This window comes from Carnobacterium maltaromaticum DSM 20342 (assembly GCF_000744945.1).
Taxonomy (GTDB): domain Bacteria; phylum Bacillota; class Bacilli; order Lactobacillales; family Carnobacteriaceae; genus Carnobacterium; species Carnobacterium maltaromaticum.
The window spans coordinates 489,049-501,072 of sequence record NZ_JQMX01000001.1 but is presented as its reverse complement, the minus strand read 5'-3'; the positions used below and the strand labels follow the sequence as shown (position 1 = coordinate 501,072).

Sequence of the window (12,024 nt, the reverse complement as noted above, 5' to 3'; positions counted from 1 at the left end):
TAACCGGCTCAACAAACTTTTTATGCAAAGGAGAACTTTTATGCTGGAACCTGTCTTAGTGACTTATAATTTAAGTAAATATTTTAAAAAAGAAGCCGTTGTAAAACAGGTTTCTTTACGAATCAATAAAGGCGATATCTACGGTTTTGTTGGGAAAAATGGGGCTGGTAAAACAACTACACTTGAGATGCTTTCTGCCCTTATTGAACCCGATTCTGGAGAAATAGAACTTTTTGGCGTACACGAAAAAGTCAAAAAAAGACGAGAAATGAAACGTATGGCCGTTCTTGTTGGTGAACCAGCCTATTTCCCTAAGCTAACTGCAAAAGAAAATTTGACTTATTTTTGTTCACAACACGGAATCGTAGAAACAGAATTGATTGATAAAACATTATTAAAAATGGGATTAGATCCTTGTGATAAGAAAAAAGCTCGCTCTTTTTCTTTAGGTATGAAACAACGCTTAGGGCTTGCCTATGTATTTATACATCCAGCCGATTTGATTATCTTAGATGAACCAACAAATGGACTGGATGCTTCTTCCATTACAACTTTAAGAAACTTAATCTTGGAATTAAATCAAAAATATCAAGTAACTTTTCTAATTGCGAGTCATTTGCTATCAGAATTAGAAACGATTGCGACTAAATATGGTTTTATTCATAATGGCGCCTTGATTGAAGAATTAGATCAACAAACTTTAGCTGAAAAGCTTAGCCCAAAAATTAAAATTATTCCATCTGATATTGAGAAAACCATCGTCTTGTTAGAAACGATGGTTGATTCAGATGATTTTGAAGTTTTGCCGCATAATGTCATTGTTGTTCGCTCAGATAAAATATCTGTTGAAGAATTGAGCTTATTCTTTTTTAATGAACAACTTTATATTAAAGAAATTTATGAAATCAAACCAACATTGGAACAATATTTCACGCACTTATTAAAAGAACAACAACGAAAGGATGGCCTGTGATGTGGCTATTAATTAAAGCTGATTTTTATCGGTACACTAGAGGCAAAAAATGGATTGGACTTTTTGCTACACTCTTGGTTATTTCAATAACAAGTATTGCAACTTATTATTATATTCCTCTACTGCTAGATTCGATTGCCGTTAGTAATACAGAAGAGCCACTTGACATAGAAACTATCCAGGAAGGTGAAACGATTAGGCGCGAAGTGCAAGAAGCTAATGCTCCAACTTTTCTTAAAGTGACTGGTGGGAATACTTTTTGGGTAGTCCTTTTAGTTATTTTTGTTAGTATTAACTTTTTGGTGGAAGATTTCAACTCTCGTATTCACAAAAATAATCTCTCCTTTGGCATCTCCAGGAAACAAATCTATTTAGGAAAATATTTTTTCGGTTTATTAGCCATAACTATTATCACTAGCTTCTATCACTTTTCTTCTTTAATTATTAACTGCTTATTATTTAATATTACGGATTCTTTTTTTGATTACTTTTCACGAACTGTACAAGTTGTTTTGATGCAACTACCTTTATTTTTTGCTATTTATGCCGTTTGCTTTGGTTTTGTATATCTACTTAAAAGCAAACTTAAAATCTATGGAATTATTTTTGGTGGTTCACTTATTTTGATTCCAATTCAAATGAAGCTATCAAAATTTTTCCCAGATGCGGTTCCAATGATTGATCGCTTCAAAATTCTTTCTAGTATTGGAAAAATAGGTAGTTGGGAAAATCATTCTCTCGACCGATATGCTTTAAATTTAATTATTTTTTCTTTGTATAGTCTGGTCTTCTTAACATTAGGTTGGATAGGATTTAAAAATTACAATCTAGAAAAATAATTTTTAATTATTAAATAAAATGAATTGAAAGGACTTATTATGACATATTTGTTTATTTTTGTTTTAGGTATTTTAGTTGGATCTGTATCTTTTCGTTTTTTTATTAATCAGCAGCTTAAAACAATGACTACGAATTTAAAAACAATTACTAAACGTTCGACAAATGAACGACTTCGAATTAGCTCCGGTCAAAAAGAAATCAAAAAGTTAGTAAAACAAATTAATCTTCAATTAGAAAAAGAGCAACAAACTCGTCTCTTAATCGATGAAGAATTTCTTTTGTTACGACAAGCAATGACTAATATGTCTCACGATTTACGAACTCCCTTAACCTCGATTTTAGGGTATTTAAAATTAGCAGAAAAAGACACTATTACTCCAGCAGAAAATAAACGCTACTTAGCGGTAGTAAAAAGTAAAACAATCAATTTAAATTATCTTATTGAGCAATTTTTTGAACTATCACGCATCGAATCTAAAATTCTAGTCGTTGTTAAGGAACCTGTTGATTTAACAAGTATTATCCAAGAGATTTTAGCTAGCTACTATGAAGATTTCATTCAAAAACAAACGATTCCAACAATTACGATTCCAGAGCATCCTGTTTGGGGTATGGGGGATAAAGAAGCCTTACGTCGCGTTTTTAATAATCTTTTACAAAATATGTTAAAACATAATGCTTCTAGCGTCTGCCTTTCATTAGAAGAACAACCTGAAAAACAAACAGTCTTATTAACATTCAAAAATCATGCACCTAATTTATCTCCAGAAGATGTGAAACAAATTTTCAATCGCTTTTATACAGCCGACCGCATGCGCAGCGGTCAAAATACAGGTTTAGGATTGACAATTGTGAAAGAACTTGTCATACAAATGGGTGGCGAAATCGATGCTCGTTTGCAAAATCAGCAATTAGCTATCTCAATTAAGCTTGCAATAAAAGAGTAGATTTTGGCTAATTAAAAAGCAGTGTACATCCTTAATTAAAAGGATATACACTGCTTTTTTCTAAAAGGCTCCGCCGCCTGATCCGCCACCAAAACCTCCTGATGAACCACCACTAAAGCCTCCGCCAGTACCGCTAGCGCTACTTGCATTTGAGACTGCATTGCCCATTGCATTATTAAAGCTAGTTTCAAAACCAGAATTAACACTTGATCCAAAATTAGAATGGAACATTGCTCCGTAAAGATAATAATGGCCAATCGTCATTGAGTCTAATGCTTCAGCAGGAAATTGAAGTGCCAAAGCTTTGATTACTTCTGTCGAAACACCTAATGAGATAGCATAAACCAAAAAGTGATCCCAAATAATTAATGAACCAACATCAGCCATTTTTAGATTGCTAACATCGCGTAACATATCAGAGAAGGCTTGCCATTGACGAACGGCTGTTTCTCCTTCTAGTGTGCGGACAGGGAAAAAACCAATCCATTGTACTGCATTTATAACTGAAACTACAAAAAGCAGAATCATTATAAGTGGATAAAAAGCATTTAGCGTACCCATCAGAATTAAGGTCACAATTAATAAAATAAATAAGAAAATACTATAAACACTAATAAAAGTCAGTGCTTTTGTATTAGTCTTTGAAATATACCCTTTCTCATCTGCAGCTAATTTGACTTTATCTTGCCATTTTTTATATGAATCAGTAAATTTTTTTGCTTTCTTTTGGTCTTTCTTTCCATAGTCTTCAATCATTTTCAAAGTGACTGCTTCGCCATTTCCAACTTGGTCAAACAACCATTTCATTAAATATTTCTCATGACTCAGTAAAGTTAACTCTGGTGGATTAGACACTTTTTTTAACAAAAATGTTGTTTTTCCTTTTTTCGACTTACCAATCTCAATCTCATCAATCGTAACTTGTTTTTTTCGAACTAAATCCATTAAAGTCGCTGTAATCTCAGTAGTCCTTGGCGCTTTATTCTTCGTAGCACTGTACATAACTGCTGGTGTCATATCTTCTGGCAATTCATACAAATGTTCTGGAACAAAAAGATCTTTGAATTTATTTTTTTGAGCTATTTTTCTACCCCAAATAGAGCCAACAACTGCTACCACAACTGAAACCACAGCTATAATAATAAAAATCCACATAATTGTTTGTCTTTTTCTATTGGCCGCCTCAGCCATTTCTTTTTCTTCAGCCATAATTTTAGCTAAGCGCTTTTCATTTTTAACATTTGGATTATCTGGAGTCACAGCCGTTGGAAAAATGACTCGAGCTTCAACAAAGGTATTGCTTGGATTATTTGGAACCTCAAGTTGAACTTTTTTATCCTTTATCACAGCAATTTTCCCACTTAAATCGCCATGAGCCCATGCTCGTAAAGTGCCTTTTTCAGCTGCTTGGGGTAAATTGATATGAATGATAATATTATCAATTGGATCTTCCCAACCCGCACCAATTAATCGTCCATTAAACTCTGCTGTATCCGTATAATTAGTTACTACTTCTGGAATTTTGTATCGATAAACGACTGTTTTTTGTTCATCATTCGCTTTTTGAAAAACTTTAAATTTCAAAAAGTTATTCTCTTCTGTTAGCTGATATGTCCCAACTTTTTCTGAATCATTTTGAGTAAAAGGAGCTGATTCTTGCCCATCTTTCCCTTTAACAGTTACTTCAATGTTTGTTACATCTTTAATACCTGTTCGATCTAGATTATAAAATACTCCATTAAACGACCCATCAAAATCATAGGTTATTTCTTCTTTGAATTCTCCACTACCGTCTTTTTGTAAATCAACATTGACATCGTAACTCGTTATTTCATAACTACCATCAGCTAGTGCCAACATGTCAAATGAACATAAAGCCAACAACAATACAACTAGTCCAACCAACTTTTTCTTCATTTCTCATCCCACCTTAACATAATATATATAATTATATTATGCCACATTTAGTTCTATTAAACCAATGAATTCGTTTTAATCTAGCAAGAAAACACCTGATTAAGTCTTCAATCACTTAATCAGGTGTTCAATAATAATCTTATTCAAATCCAACTTGATTTAAAATATCTTCAATCAAATTAGGATTAAATTTCTGTTCTCTAAACATTTTTATTTCATAGCCGTATGGTGCCTTTTTATCTTTCTTGTCTTCCCCAACATAAGGCGTTTCTAATATCTTAGCTAGATCTGATAATTTCGGATGATGAACAACTTTATTTAAGGCTTCAAACCCAATTGTTCCAAATCCAATATTTGCATGGCGATCTTTGTGGCTACCTTGTGGATTTTTAGAATCATTAACATGGATAACTTTCAAACGGTCTAATCCAATAATTCGGTCAAACTCTTCCAATACACCATCAAAATCTTCTCGGACATTGTAGCCTGCATCATTGATATGACAAGTATCCAATGTTACAGATAATTTCTCATTTAGTGTTACCCCTTCAATGATTTTAGCTAATTCTTCAAAAGTACGGCCAATCTCAGTGCCTTTTCCAGCCATTGTTTCAAGAGCAATTTGAGCCGTTTGATCTTTCGTTAGAACTTCATTTAATCCTTTAACAATTTGAGCAATTGCAGCATCAGCTCCTGCTCCAACATGAGCACCTGGATGCATAGTTATCTGTTTAGCTCCCAAAGCCTCAGAACGAACAATTTCTTCTCGTAAAAATTGAGTAGCAAAACCAAAATTTTCTGGTTTAATTGTATTACCTAAATTGATAATATAAGGGGCATGAACAACAATATTTGATAGTTTATGTTCTTTCATAAACGCTTCGCCAGCTGGAATATTCATCTCTTCAATTGCTTTTCGACGTGTATTTTGAGGAGCACCTGTATAAATCATAAATGTATCAGCATTGTAGCTCGCTGCTTCTTCAGCCGCACCAAGCAACATTTTTTTTCCACTCATCGAAACATGACTTCCTATTAAAACCATTATTTATCTCCTCTTTCTCTCTTTAGCAGTATCTCCTCTATTGTATGTGAAATTGTCTAAAAGTACAAATAATTTATTGCAAAATGATAAATTAACGTTACAATAAAGAGTAGAATATAATGAAGTGAGGAATGAACTATGAATCCAGTTATTGAAACAATTATCAAACATAAAAGTATTCGAAAATTTAAAGAAACTACTTTAAGTAAGGAGCAAGTTGAACTTCTAGTAACAGCAGCTCAACATACATCAACTAGTAGTTTTATGCAATCTTATTCTATTATTGGTGTCACAGATCCTATAAAAAAACAACAACTAGCCGAAGTTGGCAATCAACCTTACATTGCTGAAGCAGGTCATCTTTTCGTTTTTGTTGCTGATTTAAACCGCAATAAACAAATTGCTGAAAAAAATGAAAAAGATACGACTGTTTTAGAGTCCACTGATCGTTTCTTAGTAGGTTTTACAGATGCTAGTTTAGCTGCTCAAACAACTTTATTAGCTGCAGAAAGTCTCGGACTTGGGGGTGTATTCTTAGGAAGCCTTTTGAACAATGCAGAAAAAGTTATTGAAATTTTAGAATTACCTACTCAAACGTTCCCTGTCGTTGGTTTAGCTGTTGGCTATCCTGACCAAGAACCACAATTAAAACCACGTTTGCCAATGGCTCATATTTATCATGAAAATACTTACAAGGTTCAAAGTGAACCTCAGGAAGCTTTAGCAGACTACGATTCAGTTGTAACAGAGTACTATGATTTAAGAAATGCAAATACTCGCATTGATAGTTTTACAAATCAAGCGACTAAAAGTATGGATTTAAAACACCCTGGACGGATGAAATTATTAGAAATGATTCATGCACAAAACTTGCTAAAGTATTAGCTATACGAAAAAAGGTCCTTCTGCACTTAGAAGGACCTTTTTAAGTTAAACAGGATCTAGTTGGCTGGCTTTCAATAAATTCTCAGACACAACTGAGGTATCGGAAAGCAAATCCCCGACATGTTGTTTTTGAGGTGTAAAGAGCAATACTAAATATAGCGCTCTTAGAATACTTAGATTTAAAAAATAGCGACAGAATCCTTCACGAACAAGAACTGTGCTCCAACTTAAATTTTGCTCTTTAAAACAGACTACTCGCAATCCAAAAATCATTTTCCCAACAGTTTGCCCATTGGTGAATTTTGTCATTAGAATAAAATAAAGTAAATAAACAGCCAAATGAGCTAATGTATAGTAGCTAAAACTTGCAGTATCCTTCGGCAAATTGAATGCTGTAAACATATTATTAACGGCGATTCGACCAATACTTTGAATAACGATTAAATCAACAAGGTAGGCAAACAATCTCAACCATAAACCTCCATAAAAATAATCAGGATAGCGATGGAACGGGCGATTTTCTAAATCTTCTTTCACTTGCTTCTCTTGCCAATATTGCCTTCTTATTTCTCTCGTACTGAGGGTATTTTCAAGTGGGGACTCTTTTTCCTCTGTACTTGGCGAACTTAATTTTTTTTGACTAGTAGGTATGTTACTTGATAATTTTATGCCCTGTGTTTCAAAAGAAGGCTCTTTACTGCTTAATTCTTCTTTCACCAACTCTGCTTGAAATTCCTCTTTACTAAATTGTCTAGTTGAAGATTTTTTTTCTTCTTCGGAGTCAATTTTTTTATTTAAAAATTCTCTATCCATCTCATTCACCTCCGTACAAATACATCATTTTAGGTGATTCTACGGTTCCGAATTTTTCAATTAAGCGATTCAGCTCTGAAACAGTGTTTTTTTCTGGTGCAAGTGCACTACTGGCTTTAGAGAATAGTAGACTACTCAAGGGAAAACTAGCTGCTTGATATTCAAAAACTTGTGCATTTTTTAAATTAAAATCCTTTTTCAATGCGTTAATCGCATCTTCTTTATAGCCAATTTCATCAACTAAACCCACACTTTTAGCTTGAGCACCATCGTAAATACGCCCATCTGCCAATTCTCGAACACGAGCCTCATCCATTTCTCGTCCTTCTACAATAACATTTACAAAACGAGCATAGGAATCATCAATCATGGTTTGTAAAATGGCTTTATCGCCATCTGTTACTGGTCTTGATTGTGACATAATATCTTTATATTCGCCACTTTTGATTGTGGTATCACTAATACCTAATTTGTCATAAAGCCCGCTATAATTTAAGCCAGACATAATTACACCAATTGAGCCAGTCATGGTTTCTTCGGTTGCAAAAATTTTATCTGCGTTGGCGGAGATATAGTAGCCACCACTAGCAGCCATATTTTGCATCGAAACATACAAAGGCTTTTTCGTTTTATTTTTAATTTCAACTAGTTTATCTTTGATTTGAGCACTTTCAAAGGTACCACCACCTGGTGAATTCACCACTAAAACGATTCCTTTTACTGCTTTATCTTCTTCAATCCATTGTAATTGTTGCATAAAAGCAGCATGATCGTAACCCGCACTGCCAAAAAGTCCTGAAGTGCCTCCGGATACAATCGTTCCATCAACAGTTAAAACAGCAATTTGTTTATCGGTCGAACCGTCTTCAATAATCGTTTTAGAAACTTGATCTTCGCCAAATAAGGACTGATAGGTTCCTGTTAAAGAATCTGTTTGATCTTTTTCTTTTTTTACAACGCCCATCATATAAGTCGAAGCAAAGGATAACAGAAACAACCCTACAGCGATTCCAATTGCTGTCCATCTCTTTTTATTCATTTTGTATCTCCTCCTCTTGTTCCATTTTTATTCATTCAACCCATCTCTATTTTGGCAAAAAACAACTGATATTGCAAGCTGTATCCAATTAATGTTTTATTTTTTTAGTAATCTATTTGGGACATAAAAAAATAAATAATAAAGAGCAGTTAAATCAAGAGTTTGAAATCCTGATTTAACTGCTCAATCTACCCTGCTTTTACCTAATTTATTCTGTTTCTTCTTCTGCTTCAATACGAGTTGTCTTAATTGATAACTCATCCAGTTGGGCTGGGCTAACAATACTTGGTGCAGCAGTCAGCGGATCAACTGCTTTTCCATTTTTAGGAAAAGCAATGACTTCACGAATATTTTCTTTTCCTGCTAAAAGCATTGCTAGACGATCTAAACCTAATGCGATTCCGCCATGTGGTGGAAATCCATAATCTAAAGCTTCTAGCAAGAAACCAAATTGTTCCTCTGCAGCTTTTTTAGTAAAACCTAATGCTGTGAACATTTTTTCTTGAATATCACGAGAATGGATACGTAATGATCCACCACCTAATTCATACCCATTTAAAACAATATCATAGGCTTCTGCATAAACTTTACTTGGATCTGTTGTCAACAACTCAATATCTGACTCTTTCGGCATAGTAAATGGATGGTGAGCTGAAGTATAACGATTATTTTCTTCATCAAATTCAAGCAATGGCCAGTTTACAACCCATAGGAAAGCAAATTGTGATTCATCAATTAAATCCAACTCTTTACCTAATTTCAAACGAAGTGCTCCTAAAGTATCTGCAACGACAGATTTCTTATCAGCGACAAATAATAATAAATCACCTGCTTCTGCATCCATTGCCTGAATAATTGTCTCGCTATCTTCTGTAAAGAAACGCGCAATTGGTCCAGTAAGTCCTGTTTCTTCTACTTTTAACCACGCCAAACCTTTAGCGCCATAAACACTTGCAAATGTACCTAATTCATCGATTTCTTTACGAGTGAATTTTGTTGCAGCACCTTTAACGTTAATTCCTTTAACTTCTCCACCGTTAGCAATTGCTCCACTAAATACTTTGAAACTTGAGTCTTTCATTGCTTCACTAAGTTGAACAAGTTCTAAACCAAAACGAACATCTGGCTTGTCGCTACCATAACGACTAATCGCTTCATCATAGTCCATACGAGGTAATGGCAAATCTATCTTAACGCCTTTCACATCTTCCATCACTTTTTTCAGTAAACCTTCTGTTAAATCTTGAATTTCTTCCGCTTCTAAAAAGCTCGTTTCGATATCAATTTGAGTAAACTCAGGTTGACGATCACCACGTAAATCTTCATCACGGAAACAACGAACGATTTGGTAATAACGATCGAATCCAGCACCCATCAGTAATTGTTTAAATAACTGTGGCGATTGTGGCAAAGCATAAAAATGACCTGGATGAACACGAGATGGGACTAGATAATCTCTAGCTCCTTCAGGTGTTGATTTTGTCATATAAGGTGTTTCAATATCAATAAAACCATCATGGTCTAAATAATCACGAATTGATTTTGTAATTCCGTGACGCATAATAATGCTTTTAGCCATTTCAGGACGACGTAAATCTAAATAGCGATATTCCAAACGTTTTTCATCTGAAACACTAACGCCATCTTCAATATAAAATGGGGTTGTCTTGGCTTTATTTAGAACGGTTAATTTTGTTGCTTCAAGTTCGACTGCTCCTGTAGCAAGATTTGGATTGATTGCATCCGCCTCGCGTTTAACAACTTTACCAGTTACTTCAATTACGTATTCACTTCTAACTTTTTCAGCAATTTCTAGTGCCTCTTTTGAAAAAGTTGGATTAAACACAATTTGCACGAGTCCTTCACGATCACGTAGATCAATAAAAATTAGATCTCCATGATTTCTTCTCTTTTGTACCCATCCTTTTAAAGTAATTTCTTGTCCAACTAATTCTTCTGATACTTGCCCTGCATATATAGTCCGTTTTGCCATCTATTTCTTCACTCCTAGTCTAATTAATTCTTAGTCTTCCTTGTTGAAAAAGTCATTAAATGCTGTCATATCTGTTGTTTGCAAATTAAAGACTTTATCAAAATTTTGATAGATTTCTTTCATTGAAACCGTTTCTTGTTTACCAGTTTTCATTACTTTAAAGTTAACTACTTGGTTTTCTAATTCTGATTCACCAACTGTTAGTACAACTTTAGCATTTAATTTAGCTGCTGTTTTGAACTGCGCTTTTGCTTTACGATTTAGATAATCTCGTTCAGCAGAAAAACCGAATTCTCGAATGTTTTGAACTAGTTTCAATGTTTCAATATTAGTTTCATCTCCTAAACCAACAACATAGACATCTAATTCATTCAATTCAGGAATTTCAACGTTTTCAGAGTCAAGTGCAATCATTAATCTTTCTAGTCCCATTCCGAAACCAAAACCAGGTGTTTCTGGTCCACCGATTTCTTCCACCAATCCATTGTAACGACCACCTGCACATAGGGTTGTTAAAGAACCAAAACCATCTGCATCACTCATTATTTCAAAAATAGTGTGATTATAGTAATCTAGTCCGCGGACCATTTTATGATCTAATTCAAATGGAATCTCTAACGCTTCTAACATTGTTTTCACTGTTTCAAAGTGGTTACTAGACTCTTCATTTAAGAAATCTAAAATAGAAGGCGCATTTTTTACAATTTCATTATCTTTTTTATCTTTGCTGTCTAAAACACGTAATGGATTTTTGTGTAAACGAACTTGCGAATCATGACTTAGTTCATCAAAATGTGGTTCAAGGTACGCAATTAAAGCGGCACGATAGGCATCACGGCTCGTTTTATCACCTAACGAATTAATCACTAATTTAAATTCTTTTAAACCAAATTGGTGAAAAAGATCCATTGCTAAAGCCATTGTTTCAACATCCGTCGCTGGATTATTGCTACCAAAAACTTCAACACCTAACTGGTGGAATTGACGTTGTCTTCCACCTTGTGGGCGTTCATAACGAAACATAGGTCCCATATAATAGACTTTATAAGGGTTGCTATGCTCAGGTCCAAATAATTTATTTTCAACATATGCACGCACAATTGCGGCTGTTCCTTCTGGTCTTAAAGCTAATCGACGATCACCTTTATCCATAAAGTCATACATTTCTTTTGAAACAATATCACTTGTTTCTCCTACTCCTCTAGAAAACAACTCATAACTTTCGAAAATTGGGGTTCTCATTTCATGGAATTGATAATCCCCCATCACCATTCTTGAAATTTCTTCCACATACTGCCATTTTTTTGAAACACCTGGAAGAATATCCACGGTTCCTTTTGGTTTTTGAAATGCCATTTTCAGACACGCTCCTTTTCAATCTATTTTTGTTCATTACTCTTGCTTTTCAATGGTCAACTTTCTTTTTAAAAATAAAAAAACTCGTCCCTATTCTTTGTAAGAATAAGGACGAGTGTATATGAATAGACCGTGGTACCACCTTTTTTTGAAAGCTTCATGCTTTCCTCAACGATTAACGCTCGTAACGTAGCAACTTTGTATTGCTAGTCCTCC

General features: G+C 34.3%; 10 protein-coding genes and 1 other annotated feature (1 of these 11 only partly in view). Of the genes, 4 read left to right on the top strand and 6 right to left on the bottom strand.

Translation table 11 applies throughout. The features are described from left to right. Positions 1–40: 40 nt before the first annotated feature. The 3 genes from BR77_RS02345 to BR77_RS02335 are packed head-to-tail and all read left to right on the top strand — an operon-like array spanning position 41 to position 2,760. On the top strand, positions 41–973 hold the full coding sequence (locus BR77_RS02345) for an ATP-binding cassette domain-containing protein (protein WP_015076460.1): 933 nt from the start codon (positions 41–43) through the stop codon (positions 971–973). After that, complete coding sequence (locus BR77_RS02340; protein WP_016356453.1) at positions 973–1,812, top strand: ABC transporter permease; 840 nt, start codon at positions 973–975, stop codon at positions 1,810–1,812. Before BR77_RS02345 ends, BR77_RS02340 begins: the two co-directional genes overlap by 1 nt. Before the next feature lie 39 nt (positions 1,813–1,851). Next, positions 1,852–2,760: a sensor histidine kinase gene (locus tag BR77_RS02335; protein ID WP_015076463.1), complete on the top strand. Its 909-nt coding sequence runs from the start codon at positions 1,852–1,854 to the stop codon at positions 2,758–2,760. 60 nt (positions 2,761–2,820) lie between these two features. On the opposite strand, the gene BR77_RS02330 is transcribed toward BR77_RS02335, so the two are convergent. Both BR77_RS02330 and BR77_RS02325 read right to left on the bottom strand, forming a co-directional pair. Continuing rightward, the gene (locus BR77_RS02330) at positions 2,821–4,677 is read right to left on the bottom strand and encodes a DUF2207 domain-containing protein (protein ID WP_015076464.1); all 1,857 of its coding nucleotides are present in this window, start codon (positions 4,675–4,677) and stop codon (positions 2,821–2,823) included. Positions 4,678–4,816: 139 nt separating this feature from the next. Next, positions 4,817–5,722 (bottom strand): deoxyribonuclease IV, encoded by a 906-nt coding sequence (locus tag BR77_RS02325; RefSeq protein ID WP_010053898.1) that lies wholly within the window; start codon positions 5,720–5,722, stop codon positions 4,817–4,819. Positions 5,723–5,860: 138 nt separating this feature from the next. Here BR77_RS02325 and nfsA point away from each other — a divergent pair, with 138 nt between their 5' ends. Then, positions 5,861–6,607 (top strand): oxygen-insensitive NADPH nitroreductase, encoded by a 747-nt coding sequence (gene nfsA, locus BR77_RS02320; RefSeq protein WP_035063821.1) that lies wholly within the window; start codon positions 5,861–5,863, stop codon positions 6,605–6,607. 45 nt (positions 6,608–6,652) lie between these two features. On the opposite strand, the gene BR77_RS02315 is transcribed toward nfsA, so the two are convergent. The 4 genes from BR77_RS02315 to hisS all read right to left on the bottom strand — a co-directional run bounded on the left by BR77_RS02315 (position 6,653) and on the right by hisS (position 11,808). Continuing rightward, positions 6,653–7,420, bottom strand: coding sequence for an RDD family protein (locus BR77_RS02315; RefSeq protein WP_016356454.1), 768 nt, complete (start codon positions 7,418–7,420; stop codon positions 6,653–6,655). A gap of 1 nt (position 7,421) precedes the next feature. Further along, a complete protein-coding gene (sppA, locus tag BR77_RS02310) occupies positions 7,422–8,459 on the bottom strand; it encodes a signal peptide peptidase SppA (protein WP_035063819.1) in 1,038 nt (345 codons plus the stop codon). A 208-nt stretch (positions 8,460–8,667) separates the two neighbouring features. Beyond that, positions 8,668–10,452: an aspartate--tRNA ligase gene (aspS, locus tag BR77_RS02305; protein ID WP_015076468.1), complete on the bottom strand. Its 1,785-nt coding sequence runs from the start codon at positions 10,450–10,452 to the stop codon at positions 8,668–8,670. A gap of 30 nt (positions 10,453–10,482) precedes the next feature. Further along, positions 10,483–11,808, bottom strand: a complete 1,326-nt coding sequence (gene hisS, locus BR77_RS02300; RefSeq protein ID WP_015076469.1) for a histidine--tRNA ligase — start codon at positions 11,806–11,808, stop codon at positions 10,483–10,485. Positions 11,809–11,912: 104 nt separating this feature from the next. After that, positions 11,913–12,024: a binding site (T-box leader), on the bottom strand; it runs 101 nt beyond the window's last position.

Bases quoted from the DNA above. Each gene is read 5' to 3' on its own strand.
- BR77_RS02345 (WP_015076460.1), top strand. From the start codon at position 41: ATGCTGGAACCTGTCTTAGTGACTTATAATTTAAGTAAATATTTTAAA.
- BR77_RS02340 (WP_016356453.1), top strand. From the start codon at position 973: ATGTGGCTATTAATTAAAGCTGATTTTTATCGGTACACTAGAGGCAAA.
- BR77_RS02335 (WP_015076463.1), top strand. From the start codon at position 1,852: ATGACATATTTGTTTATTTTTGTTTTAGGTATTTTAGTTGGATCTGTA.
- BR77_RS02330 (WP_015076464.1), bottom strand. From the start codon at position 4,677: ATGAAGAAAAAGTTGGTTGGACTAGTTGTATTGTTGTTGGCTTTATGT.
- BR77_RS02325 (WP_010053898.1), bottom strand. From the start codon at position 5,722: ATGGTTTTAATAGGAAGTCATGTTTCGATGAGTGGAAAAAAAATGTTG.
- nfsA (WP_035063821.1), top strand. From the start codon at position 5,861: ATGAATCCAGTTATTGAAACAATTATCAAACATAAAAGTATTCGAAAA.
- BR77_RS02315 (WP_016356454.1), bottom strand. From the start codon at position 7,420: ATGGATAGAGAATTTTTAAATAAAAAAATTGACTCCGAAGAAGAAAAA.
- sppA (WP_035063819.1), bottom strand. From the start codon at position 8,459: ATGAATAAAAAGAGATGGACAGCAATTGGAATCGCTGTAGGGTTGTTT.
- aspS (WP_015076468.1), bottom strand. From the start codon at position 10,452: ATGGCAAAACGGACTATATATGCAGGGCAAGTATCAGAAGAATTAGTT.
- hisS (WP_015076469.1), bottom strand. From the start codon at position 11,808: ATGGCATTTCAAAAACCAAAAGGAACCGTGGATATTCTTCCAGGTGTT.